Annotated in this window: 27 protein-coding genes; 7 read left to right on the forward strand and 20 right to left on the reverse strand. The window is 48.5% G+C overall.

Annotated features, from left to right (window positions below):
* Positions 1 to 226 precede the first annotated feature (226 nt).
* The 7 genes from ICL07_RS04400 to ICL07_RS04430 form a co-directional block, all read right to left on the reverse strand.
* Positions 227 to 1,111 (reverse strand): cupin-like domain-containing protein, encoded by an 885-nt coding sequence (locus ICL07_RS04400; RefSeq protein ID WP_188086719.1) that lies wholly within the window; start codon positions 1,109 to 1,111, stop codon positions 227 to 229.
* A gap of 211 nt (positions 1,112 to 1,322) precedes the next feature.
* The gene (gene ftsY, locus ICL07_RS04405; protein ID WP_188086720.1) at positions 1,323 to 2,285 is read right to left on the reverse strand and encodes a signal recognition particle-docking protein FtsY; all 963 of its coding nucleotides are present in this window, start codon (positions 2,283 to 2,285) and stop codon (positions 1,323 to 1,325) included.
* A gap of 235 nt (positions 2,286 to 2,520) precedes the next feature.
* Positions 2,521 to 2,694 carry a DUF4295 family protein gene (locus tag ICL07_RS04410; protein WP_078670879.1) on the reverse strand — a complete coding sequence of 58 codons (174 nt, stop codon included), beginning with the start codon at positions 2,692 to 2,694 and terminating at the stop codon, positions 2,521 to 2,523.
* 70 nt (positions 2,695 to 2,764) lie between these two features.
* A complete protein-coding gene (rpmG, locus tag ICL07_RS04415; RefSeq protein WP_089896023.1) occupies positions 2,765 to 2,947 on the reverse strand; it encodes a 50S ribosomal protein L33 in 183 nt (60 codons plus the stop codon).
* 30 nt (positions 2,948 to 2,977) lie between these two features.
* On the reverse strand, positions 2,978 to 3,214 hold the full coding sequence (gene rpmB / locus ICL07_RS04420; RefSeq protein ID WP_078670880.1) for a 50S ribosomal protein L28: 237 nt from the start codon (positions 3,212 to 3,214) through the stop codon (positions 2,978 to 2,980).
* A gap of 205 nt (positions 3,215 to 3,419) precedes the next feature.
* Positions 3,420 to 4,007, reverse strand: coding sequence for a carboxymuconolactone decarboxylase family protein (locus tag ICL07_RS04425; protein WP_188086721.1), 588 nt, complete (start codon positions 4,005 to 4,007; stop codon positions 3,420 to 3,422).
* 72 nt (positions 4,008 to 4,079) lie between these two features.
* Entirely contained in the window at positions 4,080 to 4,634 is a 555-nt protein-coding gene (locus ICL07_RS04430) for a peroxiredoxin (RefSeq protein WP_188086722.1), read from the reverse strand.
* Positions 4,635 to 4,910: 276 nt separating this feature from the next.
* Between ICL07_RS04430 and ICL07_RS32590 the strand changes: the two genes are divergently transcribed.
* Positions 4,911 to 5,036, forward strand: coding sequence for a hypothetical protein (locus tag ICL07_RS32590; RefSeq protein WP_262488163.1), 126 nt, complete (start codon positions 4,911 to 4,913; stop codon positions 5,034 to 5,036).
* A gap of 25 nt (positions 5,037 to 5,061) precedes the next feature.
* Here ICL07_RS32590 and ICL07_RS04435 read toward each other — a convergent pair whose 3' ends face one another.
* From ICL07_RS04435 to ICL07_RS04465, 7 genes are all read right to left on the reverse strand, one after another.
* Positions 5,062 to 5,967, reverse strand: a complete 906-nt coding sequence (locus ICL07_RS04435) for a serine hydrolase (protein WP_188086723.1) — start codon at positions 5,965 to 5,967, stop codon at positions 5,062 to 5,064.
* A 179-nt stretch (positions 5,968 to 6,146) separates the two neighbouring features.
* Positions 6,147 to 6,875 (reverse strand): bacillithiol biosynthesis deacetylase BshB1, encoded by a 729-nt coding sequence (bshB1, locus tag ICL07_RS04440; protein WP_188086724.1) that lies wholly within the window; start codon positions 6,873 to 6,875, stop codon positions 6,147 to 6,149.
* Positions 6,876 to 6,923: 48 nt separating this feature from the next.
* Complete coding sequence (locus ICL07_RS04445) at positions 6,924 to 7,421, reverse strand: hypothetical protein (RefSeq protein ID WP_188086725.1); 498 nt, start codon at positions 7,419 to 7,421, stop codon at positions 6,924 to 6,926.
* A gap of 17 nt (positions 7,422 to 7,438) precedes the next feature.
* Entirely contained in the window at positions 7,439 to 8,065 is a 627-nt protein-coding gene (locus tag ICL07_RS04450; protein WP_188086726.1) for a DUF4294 domain-containing protein, read from the reverse strand.
* A 91-nt stretch (positions 8,066 to 8,156) separates the two neighbouring features.
* Positions 8,157 to 9,158: an alpha/beta hydrolase gene (locus ICL07_RS04455; RefSeq protein ID WP_188086727.1), complete on the reverse strand. Its 1,002-nt coding sequence runs from the start codon at positions 9,156 to 9,158 to the stop codon at positions 8,157 to 8,159.
* Positions 9,159 to 9,262: 104 nt separating this feature from the next.
* Positions 9,263 to 11,788 (reverse strand): cytochrome c biogenesis protein CcsA, encoded by a 2,526-nt coding sequence (ccsA, locus tag ICL07_RS04460; RefSeq protein ID WP_188086728.1) that lies wholly within the window; start codon positions 11,786 to 11,788, stop codon positions 9,263 to 9,265.
* A 108-nt stretch (positions 11,789 to 11,896) separates the two neighbouring features.
* A complete protein-coding gene (locus tag ICL07_RS04465) occupies positions 11,897 to 12,295 on the reverse strand; it encodes a cytochrome c maturation protein CcmE domain-containing protein (protein ID WP_188086729.1) in 399 nt (132 codons plus the stop codon).
* Positions 12,296 to 12,533: 238 nt separating this feature from the next.
* Between ICL07_RS04465 and ICL07_RS04470 the strand changes: the two genes are divergently transcribed.
* The 3 genes from ICL07_RS04470 (at position 12,534) to ICL07_RS04480 (ending at position 15,569) form a co-directional block, all read left to right on the forward strand.
* Positions 12,534 to 13,577 (forward strand): agmatinase family protein, encoded by a 1,044-nt coding sequence (locus ICL07_RS04470; RefSeq protein WP_188086730.1) that lies wholly within the window; start codon positions 12,534 to 12,536, stop codon positions 13,575 to 13,577.
* Between the two features lie 4 nt (positions 13,578 to 13,581).
* Entirely contained in the window at positions 13,582 to 14,169 is a 588-nt protein-coding gene (locus ICL07_RS04475) for a hypothetical protein (RefSeq protein ID WP_188086731.1), read from the forward strand.
* Positions 14,170 to 14,273: 104 nt separating this feature from the next.
* The gene (locus ICL07_RS04480; RefSeq protein WP_188086732.1) at positions 14,274 to 15,569 is read left to right on the forward strand and encodes a radical SAM family protein; all 1,296 of its coding nucleotides are present in this window, start codon (positions 14,274 to 14,276) and stop codon (positions 15,567 to 15,569) included.
* Here the strand turns inward: ICL07_RS04480 and ICL07_RS04485 are convergent.
* Positions 15,566 to 16,495 (reverse strand): AraC family transcriptional regulator, encoded by a 930-nt coding sequence (locus ICL07_RS04485; protein ID WP_188086733.1) that lies wholly within the window; start codon positions 16,493 to 16,495, stop codon positions 15,566 to 15,568. The genes ICL07_RS04480 and ICL07_RS04485 overlap by 4 nt on opposite strands.
* A gap of 68 nt (positions 16,496 to 16,563) precedes the next feature.
* Positions 16,564 to 17,793 (reverse strand): MFS transporter, encoded by a 1,230-nt coding sequence (locus ICL07_RS04490; RefSeq protein WP_188086734.1) that lies wholly within the window; start codon positions 17,791 to 17,793, stop codon positions 16,564 to 16,566.
* 141 nt (positions 17,794 to 17,934) lie between these two features.
* Between ICL07_RS04490 and ICL07_RS04495 the strand changes: the two genes are divergently transcribed.
* From ICL07_RS04495 to ICL07_RS04505, 3 genes are all read left to right on the forward strand, one after another.
* Complete coding sequence (locus ICL07_RS04495) at positions 17,935 to 18,828, forward strand: hypothetical protein (RefSeq protein ID WP_188086735.1); 894 nt, start codon at positions 17,935 to 17,937, stop codon at positions 18,826 to 18,828.
* 166 nt (positions 18,829 to 18,994) lie between these two features.
* Entirely contained in the window at positions 18,995 to 20,449 is a 1,455-nt protein-coding gene (locus tag ICL07_RS04500; RefSeq protein WP_188086736.1) for a DUF5723 family protein, read from the forward strand.
* A 9-nt stretch (positions 20,450 to 20,458) separates the two neighbouring features.
* Entirely contained in the window at positions 20,459 to 21,748 is a 1,290-nt protein-coding gene (locus ICL07_RS04505; protein ID WP_188086737.1) for a bifunctional folylpolyglutamate synthase/dihydrofolate synthase, read from the forward strand.
* Here the strand turns inward: ICL07_RS04505 and ICL07_RS04510 are convergent, their stop codons facing one another.
* The 4 genes from ICL07_RS04510 to ICL07_RS04525 form a co-directional block, all read right to left on the reverse strand.
* Positions 21,749 to 22,306, reverse strand: coding sequence for an NUDIX hydrolase (locus ICL07_RS04510; RefSeq protein ID WP_246484972.1), 558 nt, complete (start codon positions 22,304 to 22,306; stop codon positions 21,749 to 21,751).
* Positions 22,307 to 22,315: 9 nt separating this feature from the next.
* Positions 22,316 to 22,843, reverse strand: a complete 528-nt coding sequence (locus ICL07_RS04515; protein ID WP_188086738.1) for a YfiT family bacillithiol transferase — start codon at positions 22,841 to 22,843, stop codon at positions 22,316 to 22,318.
* Positions 22,844 to 22,854: 11 nt separating this feature from the next.
* The gene (locus ICL07_RS04520; protein WP_188086739.1) at positions 22,855 to 23,619 is read right to left on the reverse strand and encodes an ABC transporter ATP-binding protein; all 765 of its coding nucleotides are present in this window, start codon (positions 23,617 to 23,619) and stop codon (positions 22,855 to 22,857) included.
* 187 nt (positions 23,620 to 23,806) lie between these two features.
* Positions 23,807 to 24,295, reverse strand: a complete 489-nt coding sequence (locus tag ICL07_RS04525; RefSeq protein ID WP_188086740.1) for a CAP domain-containing protein — start codon at positions 24,293 to 24,295, stop codon at positions 23,807 to 23,809.
* Positions 24,296 to 24,455 lie beyond the last annotated feature (160 nt).

The following is a 24,455-nucleotide window of genomic DNA, read 5'->3' on the forward strand; positions in this document are numbered from 1 at the left end:
GCATGCAGCCAGTATTTACTGACCGACCCGCTACCGCCACGAAGACACACAGACACTAATTGAATAAAACAGCAGACTTACTGTACGTGACTTTGAGCCTTAGTGGGGGTTGAGTAAGGAAGTGCAAAGGTAGGGAATTATTTGATTACTTGGACATTTTGTCATTTGATTATTGAATTTACGGGTATGGAGCGTCCGAAAATGCAATAATCAAATGACAAAATAATTATATAGCTAAATTTGCCAGCGCCTTGTCCGCCCGCTCTTTAGCCAGTTCACGCTTTTTATGGTACCACCATTGCGGCGCCAGTTTAATCAGGATGTTGTTCATGCCCCGCAGCCCTACTATATGGTACAGGCCGTTCAGTTTACCGGCGAGGGAGGCGTCCAGGGCACGCAAACTCATGGCGAAACCACTGTCCATATATTCCATATGATGCCAGTACCCGGCCGGCATAAACAGGGTATCTCCATGGTTGAGAACGGTGGTAAGCCCTTTGGCTTTCCTTAAAGCAGGGAAATGTTCTTCGTCGAGTTTTTCGTGCCAGTTGACGAAAGAAGCGGCACTTTCTACCGTAAAAGGCATGCGGTAGATAAAAGGGGATTGTTTGTTTTCCAGCAGCAGTACCCGCTTACGGCCCAGGAACTGGGTATGGAAGATATGCGACATATCGATGTCGTAATGCATATGCGCCACCGACCCGGCCCCGCCCACAAACAGCATGGGGTATTTTTTCAGGAAACCTTTGGCTAACTGGTCCGGCCAGACAATGTCCTGCGCCAGCTGCGGGGCATGTTGGAAAATGTTGAAAAGGAATATACGCAATTGTACCGGCCCTTTCCGCACCATATCAATGTACTCTCCGAATGTAATGTAATCATCTGCCCCGTTCACCAAAGTGTTGGCATTAGCACGTTCATTGTTGTAAACGCCGACCCGCTTGTCGCCTACGATACTTTTAAAGTAGTCCCAGGTCCATTCTGTGAAAGCTGGCCATTGTTTACTCAGCCCTGCTGCTGAGATGACAACTGGTTTACGGGGTAAGTAATAATTTTTGCGAAACTCCTCAGGTGTGATATCGTCAACTCGGTCTATGTTGTTTATGATCATAACTACGAATTGTTAAGTAGGATTACAAAAAAATACTATAAATCAAATGTAACAAATGCAGACTTATAAACAGACAAATTGTGAAAGAGCGAAAACGTGGCCAAAAAAAATCCGGGCTTTATTTGACAGCCCGGATATGCTACTTATTTAAAGTAAAAATCTAAGTGGGCGTGATTCAAATTTCAAAACAACACACACAAAACTATATCAATCAATCATTTACGCTAAAGAGCGTTTCTACAAACGCTTCTTTATCAAATACTTGTAAATCTTCCATTTTTTCCCCGATACCAATATATTTTACCGGGATTTTAAACTGGTTAGCAATAGCCAATACCACGCCACCTTTAGCGGTGCCATCCAGTTTGGTGATGGCCAGGGCGGTAACTTCGGTAGCAGCAGTGAACTGACGGGCCTGTTCCACGGCATTTTGCCCGGTAGAGCCATCCAGTACCAGCAGCACTTCATGGGGAGCATCCGGAATCACTTTTTTCATGACCCGCTTAATCTTACCCAGTTCGTCCATCAGGTGGGCTTTGTTATGCAAACGACCGGCGGTATCCACAATGATCACATCCACATCGCGGGCAGCGCCGCTTTGCACGGTATCAAAAGCTACCGCACCAGGGTCGGAACCCATTTGTTGTTTCACGATGGGTACGTCAGCGCGTTCACTCCAGATAGTGAGCTGGTCTACCGCAGCGGCGCGGAAAGTATCCGCAGCGCCCAGTAATACTGATTTACCGGCTTTTTTGAAGTTATGGGCGAGTTTACCGATGGTGGTTGTCTTCCCTACTCCATTGACGCCTACCACCATGATCACATAAGGTTTTTTACCGGCTGGTACATCGAATTCGCGGAATCCGCTATCGGGCGCATCCACGAGAATAGCTGCAATTTCTTCCTTCAGTAGCCTGTTCAACTCACTGGTTCCCAGATATTTATCTTTCGCTACCCTTTGTTCTATCCTGTCAATGATTTTTACCGTCGTATCAACGCCCACATCGGCAGAAACCAGGGCTTCTTCCAGGTTGTCCAGTACTTCGGTATCTACGGTTGACTTACCCGCGATGGCACGTCCTATCTTACTGAGAAAGCTTTCTTTGGTTTTCTGTAACCCCTGATCAAGGCTTTCTTTCTTCTCCCTGGAAAATAGTTTGTTGAAAAAGCTCATAGTTAGTTTAATTGGGCTGGAATTTCCTTGATTCCATTATCTGCATTATCCGGGTGCTGGCAGGCAGCATTCGAACTGTTCCAAACAGGCTGCTAAAATACAGCTTTTGTGTTAACAATCGCACCCAGGGGGATAAAGAGACAAACTTATGGTAATAATGAGGGTTTCGACCGGTTACAACACAAAAAGCTGTCCTTTAACGGGACAGCTTTTCAGTATTATTAGTAAAGCCGAATTACTTTTGATTAATGTGCTCTTGAACTTTGTCCTTGTGCACGATTGCTTCTTTGAAAGTATATGCACCGGTTTTAGGAGAACGTACCGCTCTGATTACCTTAGTCCACACTTTAGATTCAGCTGCTGCCTTAGCATCTTTTACTTTCGAGTTCTTTGAAGCTGCTTTTGCCATTGTATTATTGTTTTTATGGTCTAATGGCGTTATGGCCATCCAGAACAGCCATTCACCATTTCACAATTACTTATTTAATTTCTTTGTGTACAGTCACTTTCCTGAGAATAGGATTGTACTTTTTCAACTCCAGACGTTCAGGAGTATTCTTTTTGTTCTTGTTGGAGATATAACGGGAAGTTCCGGGCTGACCAGAAGTTTTATGTTCTGTACATTCCAGAATTACCTGTACTCTATTACCTTTTTTTGCCATTTTGTATACAAATTAAGTGAGTCCTGAGAATTAGATTTCCGTACCAGCTGCACGCAATTCTTTGACTACTGCATACAAACCTCTTTTGTTGATGGTTCTTAAACCGTCAGCAGATACCTTTAAAGATATCCATTTGTCTTCTTCCGCGAGGAAAAAGCGCTTTTTCTGCAGGTTGGGCAGAAACCTTCTCTTTGTCTTAATGTTGGAGAAGGAAACATGGTGACCTGTAATCGGCTTCTTTCCTGTCACCTGACATACTCTTGCCATGATTTAAAAAATTTAGGAATGCAAAAATCCAATTTTTTTATGGAATTTGCAAATATTATTAGATGAATTTATTCACAATCCCTCTAAATCCGTTTAATCCCAGGTATCTGCCCGACTGGCAAATACCATACAAACTATTGATAATCAATGGCTGCAGGACGAATTTACATCTGTCCGAATGAGGTCGATATTTTTTATATAAATTTTATAACAATACGACCAGACTACGCAGTACCGCCCCTAAACGAACAGCTTCCAGTACGCGGAGCTGTTCAGTACCTTGTTTCAGGACTGCTTCTTCATGCGAAGTTACGCACATTTCGCATCCGTTGAGCGCAGATACCACGAGGCTCAGCAATTCGAAAAATTCTTTGCCGATTACCGGGTTGGCCATAATGCTCATCCGGATACCTGCCGGAGTGGCGGTATAAAACTCCTTGTTCACGAAGTGACGGAAACGGTAAAACACGTTATTGGCACTCATCAGGGAGGTACAGCTGATTACTTCAGCAATTTCTTTTTCAGTAGCGCCTTCTGCGGTAGCCAGCTTCCCGAAGGAAGCCTGCAGCACCGGATGTTTGTCATTCACCGCTACGGCTACGCCAATCAGGTAAGCTTCTTTTTTATTCAGGGTACCCGCATTCAGGGCATTGGTAACATTGATCTTCAGATCTTTCAGATAACGCGCATCGGCATTTACAAGGGACTGCAGGCTGGCGGAGGGGGTGGTGCCTGCCAGACCGACTGCTTCCAGCAGCTGCACGGCCGTGTCCTGGTTAGTGGTTGCGAACATAAGTTGTATGCTTTATTTAAAACAAAGCAGCAAAGTTCTCTTTGCTGCTTTGCGGATCGTTATACGAATAAATTAAACTGCGAGGGTAGCTTCGCCTTTGTTCCAGTTGCAAGGGCACAGCTCATCTGTTTGCAGTGCATCCAGTACACGCAGTACTTCTTTCACGCTACGGCCCACAGACAGGTCGTACAGGGATACCCAACGTACAATGCCCTGAGGATCTACGATATAGGTAGCACGGTAAGCCACTTTTTCGTTCGCTTCCAGGATACCCAGCTCATCTGCCAGAGATTTGGAGGTGTCAGCCAGCATCGGGAATTTCAGATCGCGCAGATCTTCGTGATCTCTTCTCCAGGCAGCGTGTACAAACTCGCTGTCGGTAGATGCACCGATCAGGATAGCATCACGGTCAACGAAATCCTGCGCGTGTTTGTTGAATTCAGCGATTTCAGTAGGACAAACGAAAGTAAAATCTTTGGGCCACCAGAACATTACCATCCATTTACCGGAAGCTTTCAGCTCTTCGGAAGACAACTCATAAAATTCTTTACCTTTTTCGATGGAAACAACTGCCGTTTTTTTGAATTCGGGAAACTCTGACCCTACGGATAAAATAACATTTTTCATAATTCTATTCGATTTTTGATTTATAGTTCAAGGTTCTGTTTCAATTTACCGGCGCAAAGATCACTTTACCTTCATTATTAATCAAATAGATTTTTAAAATGTGACATTGAGTTTGTCTATATATGTACCTTTTAGCAGACACAGGAAGGATGTCCGCACCCTTTTGCCTTATAAATAAAAATATTCTCCCGGACTTAACATTTTAATGCTATTTCTGTAACTTTTTGGCACGTTATTTAGTTATATAAGCAGAGATTTTTTTAAACTAACAACAGCATGGAAATGAAAAAAAAATACGTATTACTGGTGATTATAACGATTGGACTAGCTTTGATTCCGTTTATTAAAAACAGCATCATCAAACAGGATGAATTTGACGCTACCAAAGATCTGTTCATCTAGTGTTTAGCCGGTCCCATTGTGCCGATCAAAACTGCCCCGAGCCGGGGTCGGGCTTCCATTTGCTGTTTGGTTCGTAATGCTGCCATATTGCACCCCCTACTTTCCTTAACAGTTCCCACGCCTCGTTATCCCGGTCCCAACGCTGATCAGCGTTGTTTTTTGTGATGATGCAATACACATAGTCGCCGTGCGGCGCATTTACCAGGATTACTTCTGACCTTGACGCATCCACTGCCCCGTTTTTGGACGCAGTCCGGATATCCGGAGGCACCATCCGTAAGCCTTCCGAATCCCAGAAATTGCGGGTAAGATTACGATACATCCGTTCACTCGCCGCACGGCTCACCACTTCCCCCTTATAAATCCGTTCCATCAGCGTAGCCATCTCCCGTGGCGTCGTTTGCCCCCATCCATATATTTCCCAGATAGACTGCCTTCCCGGTGTCCTGGAATTCACCCGCGTATCCTTAAATCCATTGGCTTCCAGCCAGGCATTGATCTGTGCCCCTCCCCCGGCCAACGACTGTAGCCATAAACTAGCCGTATTGTCACTCATCGTCAGCATCAGCATCATCACTTTATCCAGCGTGATCTGCTGCCCGTCTTTAAAAGCGCCCAGAATATCGTCCCCGGGATATAACAGGGTGTCGCGGTAGGTCAGCAACTGCCGGTATTGCAGTTTTCCCTGCCGTAACTGGTCAAAAATTCCGGCCTGTATGGTCATTTTAACCATACTCGCCGTGGGAAACACGCTGTCGGCATTAATAGCTACCGTGTTGCCGGTCTTTAGATGATGTACATATACACCCGCCACACCATGATGCGCCGCCAGTAATGGCGCGAGTATGTTATACAGTTTTCTGTCAGTCTGCTGCGCGGCAACCGGTTGTAAAACCACTACCAGCAACAGGAGAAGGAATATCTTTTGCATGTTGGTTGAATTGCTCCGGCTCCGGGGCCGGACGTGAAGAAATACGAAACCCTCCATCACTCCCCTATCCAATATAAAACAAAACCCCGGGCGCTGCAAAGGCCCGGGGCGATATTTTTGGCGGTATACTGACGTATTGGCGTAACCGTTAGCCAATGACGTATATCCGGCAACGTGAATCAGGTAACTTCGTTGATCAGGTCAGCAAAGTTGCGGATACCGATCATTTTGGCGGAGGTATAGCCTTCGGCGTAGTCCACTCCTACCATTTTTCCCAGCATTTTGGCGCGGTAAACAACGCTGTCGAAGAAACCGGAGCCGGAGATATAGGTCTGCGGTTCATGGTCTTTCGGTGCGAGGAATTGGGAGCTAAACGCCCGGATGGCATCCAGTTTCTTTTCTATTACCGGGGTGATATCCACCACAAAATCCGGTTCATGGTAACGGTCCTGTATAAAGTGGAACACCTGTTTAGGGCGCCAGGCCTGCTGCGGCACACCGTCCACGGAAGTTTCTATCTTACGCAGCCCTGCCAGGAAACAGCTGTCGGCAATCAGTTTGCCGGCACGGCCATGATCCGGGTGTCGGTCATCCATCGCATTAGCCAGCACGATATCCGGCTGGTACTTACGGATGGCGGTAATGATGGCCATTTGTTCCATGGTGTCGTTTCTGAAGAAACCATCGGCCAGACCCAGGTTTTCCCTGATTTCCAGTCCCATGATCTTTGCCGCGTCCTGCGCTTCCTTTTCTCTCAGTTCAGGCGTACCACGGGTACCCAGCTCTCCGCGGGTGAGGTCTACCACACCTGCTTTCATGCCTTGCTGCGCATGTACCATTAATGTACCTGCACAACCCAATTCCACATCGTCGGGGTGTACAGCGATTGCGAGTATATCCAGTTTCATGCTGTAAATAAATTGAGGTGCAAAGATGGGAAATTATTGCGTAAGGCATCACTTTTCCGTGCTGACAATACGCACACCGGCCTGCCGGTTTTTGATATGATAAATCTCTTCCAGCACCTTGGGAGAGATGATTTCCAGGGATACAAACGTCCGCTGGTCCAGCGTCATCAGCCGGGTTTCGTCTGTAGGCGTAATGGGAACATCGTTGACGATGTATTGAAACGTGCTGTCGCTGCCATAGCGTTGCAACAGGCTATCGTAGGCCGGAGCGGCAGCGCTGAGCAGGCGGCGTACCCGTTTACGGGCAAAAGGTTTTGTTTCTACATAAACCACCCCGTTGGCAGCCTGACTGCCATATTTCAAAACAGCTTTTTTTCCGTGGGCAATGGTAATAAGACCAATCTGGTCCGGAGCAAGATTTTCCATCAGGGCGGGAGAAGCCAGTACACTGTCGATCACATAAACCGGTACATCTTCTTCACTTTGTGCCAGGGCGCCCAGCGTGGTTAACAACAGGCTACATAACAATATCCGTGCTTTCTTCATACAGCTAAGATAACCATTTAATTAAAAGCGCGGTACCGCTGGTACATTTCCAGTTCCTGTACAATCACTTCAATATCGTGGTCTTCCTGTTTGTCGTAATCGCTTTTCAGATTTCCCCCGAAGAAGAAGGCTACTGTTTGCCACACACGGGCATTAAAGCCGCCTTTCAGTTCTTTGATGATCTCATAGCAGTTCTGCCCGGTTTCGCGGTCAATCAGTTTCATCAGCACTTTCCCCTGGTATACGGAGAGGTTCTGCAGTTTATCCCCGAATTGTTCTTTCATTTCCTTTTCCTTGGAGGCCAGGAAAGCTTTCCGCTCTTTTTTGGAAGACATGGTAGCCAGGCGGCTGTTCACATCTTTCAGCAGCCGGGCGGCAGTACGGGCGTATGGATAAGTGACATATACGGCGTTGCGGAGGCGGTTATAGCGCTCTTTTTCTTTCCGCAGGGCTTTGGGCATTTTGTCCACCACATCGAAGATAGCGAGGGTGATCACCGGAATAGTATCATGGCCTACCACTACTGCATGCAGGGCCACGGTGTCCACACCGTGAGGCTGCGACTGCGCGCTGGCTTCCTGCCGGCACAACGAGATGCCCGTGAGCAGGATGGCAGATAAAATGAGTCGATGGCGGCAATGCATACTATTTCTAACGGTGCTGATGGATAAATGTTACCACAAGTTAAAAAACATTTCAGACTATAGTACAATTAAAAAGGACTTGAAAAAACAATCAGTATACCGGCTTCATGCTCAATACCGAATCGGCAAAACCATTGACAGCATTGGCTACAGCGGGCAGATCGTGGCCGGTAAGCCAGCAGCCCATCACATGGGCACCGGCACCCGGAATGGGGATAGCCGCTTTCTGGTTTTCGGGCGTGGCGAGCAGCTGTTCCATTTCCAGGATAGCAGATACCCTTACTGTAGGGTCCTGGTGTTGTTCGTCTTTATAATAGTAGAGATTGAGCACCGGCTGATGCACCTTTTCAAAAGTTGCCGGCGTCATGGATGTTTCCACGAGGTTTTGCAGTTGTACCACCGCTTCCAGCCGGTATTTGTTAAACCAGTACTGCGACCGCAGTTTGCTGGTATCCACAGACTCCTTGTATTTACCGCCTTGTACCAGGCGGGCCAGCTGTAAACCCCAGGGGTCGTTGGCCAGGAAAGCCAGGTTATCATTGATAGCGATGTTGGGCGACATATTAATGACCGCATACACATCCTGCGGATAGGTAGCTGCCAGTTTCAGGGCCAGGGTGCCTCCGGTAGAGGTACCCATGAGAATCACCTTCTGCCCCAGTGCCTTGCCGATTTGCAGGGCTTCCTTGGCGTCGTTCCATAAACCGTCGGCCGTCATGGTGAGCAGCGGGTCGGAGGTATCTACCCCGTGGCCATCCAGGCGGCTGAGGTACATATTACAGCCATAACGCCGCGCAAAACTGCGGTGGATGGAGTCCCCCTCTTCCTGGCTGGCAGAGAAGCCATGCAGGTACACGACGGCATAGGGAGTAGTATGATACGGCGAATCGGCCCATACAATACGGGCTTCATTATCGGGCTTCAGGCGATGGTGTGATTCTTTATTACGGATATACTGTTCCAGCGCGGGGCCATCTGCAGGGACCGTGGGCAGCGTGGCGGAGTATACCGGCTTGGCTGGATGTGGTCCGACCATATATATGGCTGCCAGGACAATTAGCACGATCAGCAAATTGCGTAGAAATCGCTTCATAGCGGGGATGCTTGTTTAAAAAACCAGGGGATCTGAATTACCTGAAAATCTACGCAAAATTTTCAAGTAATACAGATCCCCTGTATGAATAAATCTAAAAATCTTTAAATATTAGCTGCTTCTCTTTTTGCAGCGGGTTTATTTTTTTCCGTTTTACGGGTACGTTGGATGATGCTCATAAAAGTACCCACGATAGTGATGATAACACCCAGCCACAATACGTTGATGTACGGGAATACCAGCGCTTTCATGACCACATAGTCGCTGAAACCGGCGGTTTCTTTCACTTTCAGCTCGATCTTGTTTTCTGCCGGCATGATCTTGGAAAACCGTACGCTCAGGTTCAACGGCGCCAGTGTATCTTCTATACTGTACTGGTAGCTGCTGTCGCGGATAAAATAGATCGGCTGCAGGTTGAAGTGATCATCTGTTTGTGTAAACACTTCCAGTTTGGCGCCTACTGCCAGGTCATTTTTCTCCGGCACATAGTTTTTATTGGTCGGCGTTGTCTCCAGCGATTTCAGTACCATAAATCCTTTAGAGAAGAAAACGGAGTCCCCTATTTTGATTTCATGCGGCACATACGCAGTGGTATCGGTAGCAGCAGCTTCCGCCTTGTTAGGGGCGGCAGACACGTACGTGAAGATATCGCGGGTAAGGTAGTGTTTGGAAGCCGGGTTGGAAGACAGTGCGTTTTCCTTCTTGTTCACAAACGCATCCGGATACAGGGTAAACCTTTCCTTTACTTCACCGGTAGTTTTGTCTTTGCGCTCATAGTTCATCACGTAGTAGGTCTTCGGATCGCCTTTGGCAATGGAATCACCTTTATACGTCACGTGATAATCGCCCATCTGTATCTGCACATCTTTAGGCAGCATGATGTTTTCACGGGCGTTCTGTTTGCTCTCTTTACGGAAGAAACCATCGTTGAGCATTTTCATGCGATCAATAGAAATCACCTCCATTTTGGAAGAAGAGATCAGTGCGCCGAGCAGCACCATCCCGAAACCGATGTGAGCTACAGAGGCGCCCGCATTTTTCAGTTTGCCTTTCAGGCCGGCGAAGATGTAGGTAATGTTACCGACGATCGCGTAAATGCTGGCAAACAGCATGATATAGATAGCGGTGAGGAAACCTGCACCATATTTATCAAAGGTGATAGGACCTTTCCAGGCAATGAGCAATGTGAACAACAGTGCCAGTGCGGTAGGCAGCCATACTTTGCGGGTAAAGACGCCTTTCGGTGTGTCTTTGTATTTCAGGAACTGTACAACAGCTGTCAGCACACCCAGTACAATGGCAATCCAGATCTGGATTTTGTTGTAGTGGAACATGACATCAGAAGGCGGTGCCAGATCGTCTAATTTAAACAGGCCTTTCAGACCGGTGAGTGCCAGCAACTGATTCCATACGGGGATGGAGGTCGTAAAGGTCACCTGGATGGCTGCAATCAGCAGGATCAGGGCGCCTACGAACAGCCAGAACTCCCTGGAATAAGTGCTTTCTTCTTTATTATTACCCGGGATTTCTTTCCGGCGGGCAATCAACAGATAAATAGAAGGGACGGTGAACACCAGTATGGAAAACAGCAACTGGGCGGTCATACCCATATCCGTGAAAGAGTGCACGGAAGTGTCGCCCAGTACACCGCTCTTCGTGAGGAAAGAGGAGTACAGGATCAGCACGTAGGATATAAAGAAGAAAAAGACGGTCGATTTCAGGGCATGGCCGGTATGTTTATATGCCAGCAGCGTATGCAGGCCAGCCACCATCGTGAGCCAGGGCACCAGGGAAGCGTTTTCCACCGGGTCCCAGCCCCAGTAACCGCCGAAGTTGAGGGATTCATAAGCCCAGGCGGCGCCCATCATGATACCGGTACCCAGCAGCGCTACCGCGAAGAGGGTCCAGGGCAGTACGGGTTTTACCCAGCCGGTGTAGTCGCGGGTCCAGAGGCCGGCGAAGGCGAAGGTGAACGGTACGATCATAGAAGCGAAACCGAGGAACAATATGGGTGGGTGGATCACCATCCAGTAGTTCTGCAGGGTGACATTAAGACCATTACCATCATGGATATGCTGCAGGTAGTCTGCCTGCTGGAAGATAGGTGCAGCCTGGTTTTCAGGCGCCTGTCTGAGCAGCATGAACGGATTACTGCCCACTTTATAACCCAGGATGAAGATGCCCAGCAACATGCTGGCAAAAATCACCTGAGCCAGGGAGAATATCGTCATCACCGGTGCTTCCAGGTTCTTGGAAGTACGGATCAGGATAAGGCCGAGGATACTGTTCCAGATGCTCCAGAGCAGGAAGCTGCCTTCCTGGTCAGACCAGAGGCTGGAAAGCAGGTATTGAGTAGGCAGGTCGCGGGAGGTATTGCGCCACGCGTATTTATATTCAAAATAGTGATTGAAGAGAATATAGAACAAACAGCTGAAGATGGCGACTACGGCAGCTGACTGTATCACAAATGACCAGCGGGCCAGCTTTTTCCATGAATCACGTACCAACGGCTCTTTGACTTTAACAGCATTATAATAAGAGACCGTGGCTACCAATGACGCTACAAATGCCAGAATGGCGAAGAAATGGCCCAATTGGCCCGGTAATAAATGTTCCCCTTCAAATTTCATGTGAAATGGTATATAGATTGAAGAATTTAAATATTTTTTTATTTGGTTATTTTACTATTGAAAACCAATTCAATAACTAAATATCAAAATATCTAAATCTGAAAATTTTTAAAGCTGTTTGTCACTCACGACTACCTGGTCGTCTTTGTATTTAGACGGGCATTTCATGAGAATTTTGCTGCAATGGAACTCATTTCCCTGCATTTTTCCGGTGAGGACCACGGACTCCGCTTTTTCAAAATCTGTAGGTTTGGCGCCGTAGAAAACGACTTTGCGGGTTTCACCTGTTTTATCGTGTACGAAGAAGCTGAATAAGTTGGCATCTTTAATGGGATCATAATGCATAGCCTGCAGGGTATCCAGCTTGCCGATCACATGAAATTCTTTCCCTTCTTTCTCTCGTGCGGTAGCGAACGTTTCATAGGTACTAAAGTCACCTACCATGGTCACAATCACACCAATTGCAACCGCAATCACCACCAGCAGAATAATATTTGTTTTTTTCATATGAAAATTATCTTCCCTATTGTTGTGACACAGGCTGTAAAATCCGCCACCAGCAAAGCTTCTCCATTCTTCTTACCTTACCTGCATTTATCTCTTTCCAATTCACGGGGCAAAATTAACGCAAAATGACCGTCTTCCGACAAAATTTATATAAAAGGTAATTCTTTTTATAGGGAGGAAGGCTGTAAGTAAACATAATGCTATCTTTGCGCGGAATTTTGAAATGTAAGATTTTATCATGGCTGATTTATCTCAATTTGACCCAAACTCGGTGGGGTTGTTATCCAACAACATTTTCGGTTTACCTTTTTCTGAAGAAGAAGCCAGGCTGGTATTGCTGCCTGTGCCCTGGGAAGTGACCGTATCCTATAGTAACGGTACGGCACGCGGGCCGGAACATATTTTCCGGGCTTCCTTCCAGGTAGACCTGTACGATGCCGATGTAAAGGACGGCTGGAAACAGGGCTTTTTTATGCGCGAACCGGATAAACACCTGCTGCTGCGCAGTGACTATCTGCGTAAAGAAGCAGAACTGTACCTGAAATTCCTGACCGAAGGCGGAGATATCTCTGAAAATGAGTTTCTGAAGAAAACGCTGGTAGATGTCAACAACGGTACCCGGGCAATGAACGAATGGGTGTACAATCAAACCCGCGGTCTGCTCGAAAAAGGCAAACTGGTAGGTTTGCTCGGTGGCGACCACAGCACCCCGCTGGGCTTTTTCAAAGCTATCGGCGAGCACAAAGGCGACTTCGGTATCCTGCAGATCGACGCCCACTGCGATCTGCGTGACAGCTACGAAGGTTTCCACTACTCCCACGCTTCCATTATGTACAACGCACTGGCCGAAGTTCCCCAGCTGACCAAACTGGTACAGGTAGGTATCCGCGACTATTGCGAAGAGGAAGTGGATTATATCAACGCCAGCAACGGCCGTGTGGTGACATTCTTCGACAAACAGATCAAAGAGCGCCAGTTTGAAGGGGAAACCTGGAAAGCTATCTGCGACAGCATTATAGACACCCTGCCACAACAGGTATACATCAGTTTCGATATTGACGGCCTCGATCCTAAACTGTGCCCGCATACCGGAACCCCGGTAGCCGGCGGTTTTGAAGCCGAACAGATATATTATCTTTTCAAACGCTTATTGGCGAGCGGCCGCCAGTTGATTGGTTTTGACCTCAACGAGGTGAGCGCTTCACATGACGACTGGGATGCCAACGTAGGTGCCCGCGTGCTGTTCAAACTTTGTAACCTGCTGGTGAGCGCTAATTCATAAGTATATGTACCGTTTGCGTATCCTGCACCCGAATACAGCCAGCAGGCTCCGGCTGCTGCCGGTGATGCACGGGCTGGCAGGCATCCTGTTTCTCTTTGATGCCATCGGCATTTATAAAGGACCTCAGCCCAACTGGTTGCTGGTAGGCTTTTTTATGGCCGTAGGCTTCCTCTCCCTGGCCTTCCCTTTTGTGGTGAAGCGCACACGGAAATTCAGCGAAACCAACAGCGTTGCCCGGCTGATACAGGCATTCATTTGCCTCAGCGGCAGCCTTTATTTTCTGGGACATCAGCAGCCAATTACCGGTCTGCTGATGTTCGTGACTGGTCTGGGCATGGCCTACATCGGCTGGATGGAATACAAGCTGTTCCAGCCTTCCTATGTGAAGATGGACAATACCGGCATCAGTCTGCCTACCACCTTCTCTGAGAAACGCATTGGTTGGAACGAGCTGAATAACGTAATTTTGCGGAATGACCTGTTCACCATGGATTTTAAATCCAATAAAATCATCCAGCTGGAAATAGTGGATGAGCCCGGACAGGAAGAACGTGAAAAAATGAACGGATTTTTCCGGGAAAGACTTGGATAATTTTGGAATTTTTTGATTTACGATTTTTTGATTTCGGGAAAGCAACAAATTTTTACACTCCCGAAATCGTAAATCAAAAAATTCCAAAATCGTAAATTTATTATATGCTGAAACAAACACCTTACATATTATACTCCGACGGGAAGGGAAATATTTTTGAAGATACCTCCATGCAAGTGGTAGGCCGTAGTGGCTGGGATGCCTTTCCGGTTGATCCCGAAGAATGGATCGAACTTCCTGAAGGCGGTAATCTGTATGAACTGCCTGGCCGCCGTGGTATTGGTATCGACGCCGAAACCGGCGAAATGGGCCTGTGTGACAAAGGTTGGGCCGTAGCGGCGTTTATCCCGCCTGCCCATACCGGTTTTTACCTGGCTGCCTATGAAACCATGCCGGACGCTCCTACCCTGCCCCTGTTTTGTTACACGGCAGTAGGCTGGCTCGATGGCAAGTTCTATGTGCCTGCCACCCGTATCGAAGCCGATATCCGCCAGGAATGCGCCGGTTTTGACGCCAAAAAAGTAAAACAGGGCGTAAAACAGCTGATGGACGCCTATCCGCATAACAGGCTGGTAAAACACCTGGCGGAAAATTGCGCCCTCACCTACGAATGTCCTGCTGCCCGTAATTATTTTATGGGAAGATGGGAATGCCCTATTCCTTCCTCTCCGGCCTGTAACGCGAACTGCGTGGGTTGTATCTCCTTCCAGCCGGAAGATGAGACCATCGTATCCACGCAGGACCGCCTCCGCTTCAAGCCTACGGCGGAAGAAATCGTGGAATATACCGTACCGCACCTGGAAACAGCGCCTTTCCCGATCGTCAGCTTCGGCCAGGGTTGCGAAGGTGAACCACTGCTCATGTGGGAAACCATCCGCGAATCTATCCTCGAAATACGCAAACACACGCCTAAAGGCAGTATCAATATCAACACCAACGGCAGCAAGCCCGATGCAGTGCGCGCCCTCTGTGAAGCGGGCCTCAACAGTATCCGGGTGAGCCTCAATTCCGCCCAGGAAAGGTATTATACGCCGTATTACCGTCCCAATAACTATGCTTTTGAAGATATCATCGAAAGCCTGAAAGTGGTACGGGAATTTAATGGCTGGACGTCCATCAACTATTTTGTTTTTCCGGGGATGACTGACACGGAAGAAGAATATGAAGCCCTGCGTAAACTGATCCGGGAAACCGGCCTGAATATGATCCAGTGGCGCAATTTCAATATTGATCCCGACTGGTACCTGGGCAAACTGGGTATTACCGATCCCGGCCCCTGCATGGGCATTAAACAATTACAGGAAATGATCCGGGAAGAATTTCCGGACCTGAAATTCGGATATTTTAATCCGCCGATAGAACGTATCCAAGGCGATTACATGGCTGATTTCGCCCACTAAAGCGCTACTTCCTCCCACTCATTGATAAAGCCGCTCCTATGCGCGTTCTCTTGCCCGAAACGGTATTGACGCGCATAGGCAGACGGCGACATACCTGTCACCTTCCGGAATACCCGGTTAAAAGTGATTGGGTTGTTATACCCCGTGGCATACGCTACCGATGCAATACTCTCCGCATCACCATTAATAATTTTTTTACAGGCCGCATTGATACGGATTTCATTGAGGAATTCGAGGTAAGTCTTGCGGGTGTGTTTCTTAAAGTATTTACAAAAGGCGTAGGTAGTCAGATGCGCCACAGACGCGATCCTCGCCAGGGAAATATTTTCTGCATAATGTTCCAGTGTGTACTGGTAAATATCATTCATCCGGAGCCCTTCCGATTCGCTGTAAGCATGGCGCAGGAAACCGGTGGACAATGATTTCCAATCCTTCACCTGCCGGGAAAACCAGGTCAGCAGCGACATAAAGGCAAACAACCGTTCCGCCCCGGTAAGTTTACAAAGCCGCAGGATTTCCGCTGCCGTTTTTTCTTCGTGTACCGCCGGTAACTGCAGGCTGGAACGGGTGAGCTGCAGGAATTTGCGGACAGATTCCAGCTCCGGCAATGCCAGCATACCTTTCAAGGCATTGTCATGGTCGAAGAAAATATGGATGGCGTGGATATTCTTTTCTTTCAGGTTTTCAAAATAGCGGGCATCGCCTTTGAACATGTGCGGCTGGTTGGCGCCGATCACATAAATATCACCCGCCTTGAACGGCTGGGTGTAACTACCCGCAATCAGCGTCCCCTCCCCTTTGATGATCAGGGTTAGCTGCGCCTCTTTATGACGGTGCAGGTAATTATAAAAATAAGGAAGTATGTCCTCCTGGATCACCACAGAACCTTCCTCAGCAACCGGAACAGTAAATTGAATTACTTTCATTTACCAATTTTACTCCTTTTTGGGCAAAATTAGTCATTCCAGGACAATATTCGTAAACTGTTGAACAATTACGCAGCCATCAGTTGTTCCACGCGGGCCCTTTTCCGTTGCAGCCACATAAAACCGAGTGCAGATATAACACAACCGCCGGCGGTGATAGCCCACCAGGCGGTGAATCCAATATGCTGTACCACAAAAGCCCCGCTGGTAGGCGATACAACAGTGGCCACGGAATAGGAAATCGTGTATAACGCGGCATATTGCCCGCGGTTATGGTCCTGGCTGCGGCTGATCCAGAAGCTGTTCATAAAGGGCAGACAGAGCATTTCACCGAAAGTGACTACGATCATAAACACCGCTGCGATGCCCCATACCGGCGGCAACAGGCAGAGCAGCACATAGGCCAGGCATACCATCATGGCCCCTCTTGACACGTATACGAGGTTGGGGCGTTTTCCATCGAGGTGATGCACCATGACCATTTCCACCATCACAATCAGCAGTCCGTTGAGTGACATATTCAGGCCGATAGCCCATTCCTTCAGGTGTATGACTTCTTCAAAATACAGCGGTACCATACTGGAAAACTGGAAGAGGCAGATGGCGTTGATCATCCCGAAGACCAGGAACCAGAGATAGAGGCTGTCGTTCCATACGTTATCCTTTTTTGCGGCGACAGCGGTCTTTTCCGGTTTAGCCGGCGCCGGTACCGACGGCAGGAATATCCGCATCAGCAGGGCCGCAGCAATACAGGTAGCGCCATCTACCCAAAACAGCCATTGATAACTGATGCTGGCGAGGAAGCCTCCCAGCGCCGGGCCTACCGACCAGCCGAGGTTTACCGCCAGCCGGTTGAGTGAATAGGAACGGGTGCGGTTTTGTGGTGCACTATAAGCTGCAATCGCAATACTGTTGGCCGGCCGGAAAGCGTCGCCCACGGAGCTTAACACAAATACGCACACGCATATCTGCGGAAAGGTGCGCATCTGGCCCAATAAAATGAGTAATAAACCGTTAAAAAGGAGGCTCCAGAACTGTACCTGGTAAAAACCGATCCGGTCTGACAGCCAGCCACCCAGCAATGCACCGATAATAGCGCCGGAACCAAAACAGGCCATCACCAATCCGGCCTGGGCAATGGAAAAATGCAGGTGTACAGTGAGATAGACCGTCAGAAAGGGGACTACCATAGCGCCGCTGCGATTGATCAGCAATACCAGTGATAACCACCAGGTAGCCGCAGACAGGCCCGTATAGGCATTTTGATATAGCCGGATAGTTTGTTTGAGCAAATTCATACAACAGCCGCAAAATAAAATGCAACGAATAGGATTAACAGCATAGTTTTTGCAAAGATGGATAAATTCAGCTTGCTGTATCTATATTTTTTTTCATTCAAAAGATTAACTTTGACGCTTACAGGCGCTTAATCAGCTATCATGGAGGAAAACAACCGTAAAAAAAATATTCAGGCAATAGGAGTAACGATCGGCGTACATGCGCTGCTGTTAGTAGCGCTGGTATTTGCCGGTTTTTCGGCGCCACCACCACTACCCGACCAGGACCTGGGGATGGAAGTCAACCTCGGTACTTCCGATGACGGTATGGGCGACGAACAACCTCTTAACCCGAATCCTCCCAGTGCAGCAACGTCCACCCCTGCCCCCGCAGAAAGTGAAGCCGCTGCTACTGAAAAAGATAACAGTGCCCCACAGGAAGTAGCTACCCAGGACGATGAAGAAGCTCCGGAAATAAAAAAGCCGGAAAAACCGGTAGAGAAACCGAAGGAAATGCCTAAGAAGCTGGAGCCGAAGCCGGTAACCAAACCGGTGAAAAAACCGGCAGCGGAACCCAAACCTGCTCCACCAGCACCCAAACCTCAGCCTAAGGCCGTGTATTCCGGCGGAACCAGCACCAATGCCAATAGCGGCAATGGCGCGCAGGGCTCTAATAACTCCACCGGTGAAGGTAACACCGGTAAACCCGGCGACCGGGGCCAGCTCAATGGCGACCCTAACGCTAAAGGATATACGGGCGGCGGCCTCGGTGGCGGACGTTCCGATTTCCACCTCAATGGACGCAATCTGATTAGCCGGCCATCCGTTACCTACGACGGCACCGAGTCCGGTTATATCGCTGTTAATATCAAAGTAGACCAAAAAGGGAATGTGATCGCTGCTACCTTCAGCATGAAAGGATCTACCCTCAGTAACCCGCAACTGATAGACATTGCGCGGAAAGCTGCACTCAACGGTCAGTTAAAATACAATGCAAATCCCGACGCACCCGAAGTGCAGTTCGGTACCATCCGCTTTTATTTCAAAGCCGAATAACCATACAAATTTTTTGATTTAGGGATTTTTTGATTTACGGATTTCTGGGATTTTGATTGCGTTTGCACTGGGAACAGAAATCAGCATCCCCCGAAATCCGCAAATCAAAAAATCCGTAAATCAGAGAATCATTGAGAAACCTGTCTTACACAAGCCAACAATGAGAATGCAGCGAATCCTATTCAGTACTATTCTATTTTTATGGACGGCCAGCACCGCCATAGCACAGTCATTCCCCGGTTATAATACCAGCAACTATGCCGGTATATACGGCGTACTCTCCAATCCGGCCAGCGCAGCAGGCTACCGGTATAAGTGGGACGTCAATATTATCGGGGCCGATGTAAAAGGAGGCAATACCTACGTGAAAGTGCCCAAGTCCATCCTGTTCCACCAACCCGCTACCAACAACTGGGTACGTAACCAGGACTATTTCCTGGACACCACTGCCAACCGCCGGCAAAACGGCTGGGGTATGGCAGACATTGTGATGCCTTCCGTGTTGTATGCGATCGATGAAAAACAATCCGTCTCCTTCGTTTGGCGTATGCGTGCCAGTGCCAGCGGTGGCAACCTGCCCACTCCGCTGGCCAACTTTTTTGGTAACGACTTTCCCAATATGCAATACCGTGGCAAAAGTCTCACGATCGAAAAAGTAAGCGCCAGCGCGCACATCTGGAATGAACTGGGGCTTAGCTATGCCCGGGTGATTCATGAAGGATACAACAGCCGCTGGAAAGCTGGTGTGACGGTGAAACTGCTGAGCGGCGTGGCCGCCGGTTATGCCCAGGTAGCCAATACCAACTTTGTGCTTAATAATAAACGCAGTGCCGATATTACCAGCGGCACCCTTCGGTATGCCTACAATACAGAACTGGACCACTGGCAGAAGCCGGATAACCGTAACCTGCAAATCTTTCACAATAACGGTGTTGGCTTTGACCTGGGCGTTATTTATGAATACCGCCCCGATAACGGCGGCTTTGGCAAGTTTGAAGGTACCGACGCCGATGAATACAAGTTCCGCGTGGGTGTATCCCTCACGGATATCGGCCGGATCAAATACCAAAAAGGCGCCAATAACATGGACCTGGATCTCCGGAAAGACAATATCAATCCCAGGGATATCACCTACCGGGACAAAGAAAGCCTGAAACAATATTCCACCCGGTTGAACCGCTATTTCTCTCCTGCCCATCCCAATCCCACCACCGACAGCGACAGCTCTTTTGTGATGGCATTACCCGCCACCCTCAACCTGATGGGCGATTATAATATCGACAGCCGTTTCTTTGTCAGCGCCAATGCGGTGATCGCATTGAATGCCGGGAAAAACGGACTGGCCAGAACATATGCCCTGACCCAGTTGTTAATTACACCACGCTACGAAACGGAGCTATTTGGCGCCTATATGCCGTTTGTGATTAACCACAACGGACAGGCCGATGTAGGGGCAGGTTTCCGTGTGGGGCCGCTGGTAGTGGGTTCCTACAGTCTTTTTACCACGCTTTTCCAACATCGCATCAACCATACGGATGCTTTCGTAGCTTTGCGGCTCAACCCGAGCATGCTGGGCCACCGTAAAGACAAAGGTCAGCTTGGCTGCCCGGTAAATTATTAATTTACCCTTATGAATGCATATCAGGAAGCACTGGACTATCTCTACTCACAACTACCCATGTTCACCAAAGTAGGGGCCAGTGCTTATAAAACAGACCTGCATAATACGGTCGCGCTGTTACAACAACTCAACAACCCGCAGCATACTTTTAAAACCATACACGTAGCCGGTACTAACGGGAAAGGCTCTACCAGCCATATGCTGGCCGCTATCCTGCAACAGGCCGGCTATAAAACCGGTTTGTACACCTCGCCGCACCTGCTGGATTTTCGGGAACGTATCCGTATCAACGGACAGGTAGCTTCCGAAGATTTTGTGGTGAAGTTCACTAACGATATGCGGCCGTTTATCGACAGTATCGCCCCTTCTTTTTTTGAGCTCACCGTAGCCATGGCCTTCGAGTATTTTTCACAGGAAAAGGTAGATGTCGCCATCATAGAAGTGGGACTGGGCGGCCGGCTGGACAGTACCAACGTGATTACGCCGGAACTGTCTGTCATCACCAATATCAGCTTCGACCATAAAAATATCCTGGGCGATACGCTTCCCCAGATAGCCTTCGAAAAAGCGGGCATCATCAAAGAAGGCATTCCTGTAGTGATCAGCGAAACACAGTCTGAAATACAGCAGGTGTTTGTCAGCAAGGCCACTGATATGAATGCGCCCATTTTCTTTGCAGACCAGGAATGGATGGTAGATGGCAGCGATATCAAAGGCAATCACCTGGAGCTAACGGTACTGGATACACGTCAAAATAAAATGTATCGTTTCCGGTTGGATCTGAGCGGGCAATACCAGGAGAAAAATGTGATGGGGGTATTATCTGCCGTTAAACAATTACAGCAAAAGGGCTGGCATATTACGTGGGAGCAGGTGTCGGCAGCATTATCGCAGGTACGTAAACTGACAGGGCTGCGCGGACGCTGGGAGATAGTGAGCGAGCATCCCCTAACGGTGATGGACGTAGGTCATAACGAAGCCGGTATCCGTGAAATAGTACAGCAGCTGGAACATGTCAACTACCAGCACCTGCATATTGTGACTGGTTTTGTAAAGGATAAAGAGGTAGAAAATGTGCTGCCATTATTTCCCGTTACAGCCACCTATTATTTCTGCCGGGCGCAGTTACCACGTGCCATGGATGAGGTAGCGCTGGCGGAAATGGGCGCCCAACACGGGCTGCAGGGCCGCGCCTATGAATCGGTGCAGGCCGCGTTGCAGGCCGCACGCCAGCATGCTAAACCGGAAGATATGATCCTGGTATGCGGCAGCTTCTTTATTGTAGCAGAAGCATTATAATTATTTCATTTCCATTCGTCCCAGGTGCATCAGCGCATACATCAGGCCGGTAACATGCAGGCTGTGAACAATTTTATTGTCCAGTATCAGCTGTTGCACTTCGGGAACAGACATCAGCACCACTTCAATTTCCTCGTTGTGGTCCAGCTGCTGTTCTTTTACCTTACGGCCACCGGTAGCGAGAAACATATGGGTGTAGTTGTTACTGGACGCCGTATTGGCAGCCACTTTTCCCAGCGATATCAATTCTTTGAATTCGTATCCGGTTTCTTCCAGCAACTCCCGTTGCATCGCAAATTCAGGAGACGGATCGGTGTTGTCCATGGTGCCGCCGGGAATTTCGAGCAGTGTCCGGCCAATGCCCTGGCGGTATTGGCGGATCATCACCACCTGCCCTTCTTCAGTGAGGGCCACAGCATTTACCCAGTCGTTATACTCCAGTACGTAATAAGGCTCTACAATCGTCCCCTGTGGGGTGACACATTTATCTACCCTCGCGGTCAACCAATTGTCTTTGAAGAGGTATTCAGATGACAGCAGTTTCCAATCCATATTCATAATAATACTTTACCAGTTCATCCGCTCTTTCAGTCCCTGTATATGGCCGAGGTGGTGCTTTCCGTGCCAGGCGTAGTTGGCAACCGTGGTTTTCAGGTTAAAGCGCCGGCCATGTTCGGGATGAATGAAAGAACGTTCCCATTGTTCAGGTGTCAGGCGTTCCAGGAGGTTGGCCCAACGGGTGTGCAGGGCATGCAGCAGCGTAACAGACACGTTGATAGGCGTGTTTTTCACATCTTCCAGTTCCGCCCATGCCGCTTCATCGTATGGTTTAATAATAGGTTTTTCTTCTGTCAGCGCCATTTTCATGCGGGTGATCGCGTTGATATGGCTGTCTGCCAGATGATGTACCACCTGAGCGATATTCCATCCGCCGGGCCGGTAGGGCTTCTGCAGCTGGAAAGCGTCCAGGTTTTGTACGGCCAGTTCCACATGGGTGGGCAGGTCGCGTATATCAAAAATATACTCCCGTAACATAGCGGGACTATAGTCAGGCAGCGGTTCAAAACGACCGATAGGATATTGTAATGCTTCCATAAGCGGGTTTATTAAGACTCGCGAAGATCCTTCCCGGTGAGGTGGATAAACACGTCTTCCAGGTTGGCTTTCTTCACCTCTTTACTACGCTCGAATCCTTTGGATACCAGGTTGTCGATCAGGGTATCCGGGGAGTCAATGGCAATGACCTGTCCGCTGTCCACGATCGCGCAGCGATCGCACAGGAACTCAGCTTCATCCATATAGTGCGTGGTAATAACAACGGTAGTGCCCTGTGATCTTACCTGCAGGATCAGGTCCCACAGATTGCGTCTGGCCTGCGGATCGAGGCCGGTAGTGGGCTCATCAAGGAAGATGATCCTGGGTTTGTTGATCAGGGTGGTGGCGATGGAGAAACGTTGTTTCTGGCCGCCGGAGAGTTCTTTGTATTTGGATTTAGCCTTGTCTTCCAGGTTGAAGAGCCGCAGCAGTTCCATGGGTTCCACCGGTTGATTGTACAGGCCGCCGAACATCTCGATGAGCTCTACCAGGTTGAGCCCTGGGTAATAACCGGAGCTTTGCAGCTGTACGCCGATGATTTTTTTGATATCGTTGGGCGCGGTGTCCAGGTCGAATCCGCCGACGGTCACCTTGCCATCCGTTTTGTCACGAAGTGTTTCAATGATCTCCAGGGTAGTAGACTTTCCGGCGCCGTTAGGCCCTAACAGCCCGAATATCTCATGTTCATACACATCAAAGCTGATACCCTTTACTGCAGTGAATTCCCCGTATTTTTTCACCAGGTTGTTCACCTCAATGATCTTGTTCTTTTCCATGCCACCAAATTATAAAAGATTTACGGATTTTGAGATTTACGTATTTGCGAATTTTGGGGAAATAGCCCGGAGAGCCTTTTTATTTAAATATTTAAATATTTGATTATTAAAATAAACACGGGCTTCCGCGCTTCCAACCCCGAAATCAAAAAATCCGTAAATCCCTAAATCCGCAAATGCAATTGATTTAGTGTTTGATGAACACCTGGGTAAAGAAGGTAATTCTTCCTTTACCGGCGGCGCCTATACCGATGAGGTTATAGTCGCCCAGCATATTACGCCGGTGGCCTGGACTTTTGATCCAGCCATCTACCACTGATTGGGCGTCGAGGGTGCCATAGGCCACATTTTCTGCGGCTGCGCCTACTCTGCCCATTTTTTTGGAGATGACAGCCACGCGATCCTCAAAACCTTCGTGTCCGAAACCAGTACTGCCATTAGCCATATCCCGGCTGTGGCGGCGAGCTTGCTGGCTGATGGTTTCATCCAGCTGCAATGGTTTCAGGCCTTTGGATTGACGGAATTTGTTGGTGTAATAGAGGATCTGTTCTTCCAGGCTACCTCCGGTTGTGGTGCTGTCTGCGCGACTGGTGGCACGTGAACACGCGCTTACCTGGAATGCGGCAAACACTGCGAGCAGTAATACAAGGATACTGCGGCTTTTCAAGATGGACATAAAAATTGATGGTTAATAATTAGAACTTTCGGGATGCAAGCAAGCGCTGTACCAAACTATTCAAGGTGGATAAATTGTTACCGCATTTTTCAAAAACGAAGACCCGGACGTTGCTATTGTACGCCCGGGTCTTTTTTGATATGCAATTAACAAAGCGTGT

Origin of the sequence: Chitinophaga qingshengii (assembly GCF_014529935.1) — a bacterium.
GTDB classification, from domain to species: Bacteria; Bacteroidota; Bacteroidia; order Chitinophagales; family Chitinophagaceae; genus Chitinophaga; species Chitinophaga qingshengii.

Bases quoted from the DNA above. Each gene is read 5' to 3' on its own strand.
- ICL07_RS04515 (WP_188086738.1), bottom strand. From the start codon at position 22,843: ATGGAAGCATTACAATATCCTATCGGTCGTTTTGAACCGCTGCCTGAC.
- ICL07_RS04490 (WP_188086734.1), bottom strand. From the start codon at position 17,793: ATGAATTTGCTCAAACAAACTATCCGGCTATATCAAAATGCCTATACG.
- ICL07_RS04480 (WP_188086732.1), top strand. From the start codon at position 14,274: ATGCTGAAACAAACACCTTACATATTATACTCCGACGGGAAGGGAAAT.
- ICL07_RS04430 (WP_188086722.1), bottom strand. From the start codon at position 4,634: ATGAAAAATGTTATTTTATCCGTAGGGTCAGAGTTTCCCGAATTCAAA.
- ICL07_RS04500 (WP_188086736.1), top strand. From the start codon at position 18,995: ATGCAGCGAATCCTATTCAGTACTATTCTATTTTTATGGACGGCCAGC.
- ICL07_RS04435 (WP_188086723.1), bottom strand. From the start codon at position 5,967: ATGCAAAAGATATTCCTTCTCCTGTTGCTGGTAGTGGTTTTACAACCG.
- ICL07_RS04510 (WP_246484972.1), bottom strand. From the start codon at position 22,306: ATGAATATGGATTGGAAACTGCTGTCATCTGAATACCTCTTCAAAGAC.
- ICL07_RS04470 (WP_188086730.1), top strand. From the start codon at position 12,534: ATGGCTGATTTATCTCAATTTGACCCAAACTCGGTGGGGTTGTTATCC.
- ICL07_RS04400 (WP_188086719.1), bottom strand. From the start codon at position 1,111: ATGATCATAAACAACATAGACCGAGTTGACGATATCACACCTGAGGAG.
- ICL07_RS04410 (WP_078670879.1), bottom strand. From the start codon at position 2,694: ATGGCAAAAGCAGCTTCAAAGAACTCGAAAGTAAAAGATGCTAAGGCA.
- ICL07_RS04485 (WP_188086733.1), bottom strand. From the start codon at position 16,495: ATGAAAGTAATTCAATTTACTGTTCCGGTTGCTGAGGAAGGTTCTGTG.
- ICL07_RS04495 (WP_188086735.1), top strand. From the start codon at position 17,935: ATGGAGGAAAACAACCGTAAAAAAAATATTCAGGCAATAGGAGTAACG.
- ICL07_RS04455 (WP_188086727.1), bottom strand. From the start codon at position 9,158: ATGAAGCGATTTCTACGCAATTTGCTGATCGTGCTAATTGTCCTGGCA.
- ftsY (WP_188086720.1), bottom strand. From the start codon at position 2,285: ATGAGCTTTTTCAACAAACTATTTTCCAGGGAGAAGAAAGAAAGCCTT.
- ICL07_RS04505 (WP_188086737.1), top strand. From the start codon at position 20,459: ATGAATGCATATCAGGAAGCACTGGACTATCTCTACTCACAACTACCC.
- bshB1 (WP_188086724.1), bottom strand. From the start codon at position 6,875: ATGAAACTGGATATACTCGCAATCGCTGTACACCCCGACGATGTGGAA.
- ICL07_RS04450 (WP_188086726.1), bottom strand. From the start codon at position 8,065: ATGCATTGCCGCCATCGACTCATTTTATCTGCCATCCTGCTCACGGGC.
- rpmB (WP_078670880.1), bottom strand. From the start codon at position 3,214: ATGGCAAGAGTATGTCAGGTGACAGGAAAGAAGCCGATTACAGGTCAC.
- ICL07_RS04475 (WP_188086731.1), top strand. From the start codon at position 13,582: ATGTACCGTTTGCGTATCCTGCACCCGAATACAGCCAGCAGGCTCCGG.
- ICL07_RS32590 (WP_262488163.1), top strand. From the start codon at position 4,911: ATGGAAATGAAAAAAAAATACGTATTACTGGTGATTATAACGATTGGA.
- ccsA (WP_188086728.1), bottom strand. From the start codon at position 11,788: ATGAAATTTGAAGGGGAACATTTATTACCGGGCCAATTGGGCCATTTC.
- ICL07_RS04525 (WP_188086740.1), bottom strand. From the start codon at position 24,295: ATGTCCATCTTGAAAAGCCGCAGTATCCTTGTATTACTGCTCGCAGTG.
- ICL07_RS04425 (WP_188086721.1), bottom strand. From the start codon at position 4,007: ATGTTCGCAACCACTAACCAGGACACGGCCGTGCAGCTGCTGGAAGCA.
- rpmG (WP_089896023.1), bottom strand. From the start codon at position 2,947: ATGGCAAAAAAAGGTAATAGAGTACAGGTAATTCTGGAATGTACAGAA.
- ICL07_RS04445 (WP_188086725.1), bottom strand. From the start codon at position 7,421: ATGAAGAAAGCACGGATATTGTTATGTAGCCTGTTGTTAACCACGCTG.
- ICL07_RS04520 (WP_188086739.1), bottom strand. From the start codon at position 23,619: ATGGAAAAGAACAAGATCATTGAGGTGAACAACCTGGTGAAAAAATAC.
- ICL07_RS04465 (WP_188086729.1), bottom strand. From the start codon at position 12,295: ATGAAAAAAACAAATATTATTCTGCTGGTGGTGATTGCGGTTGCAATT.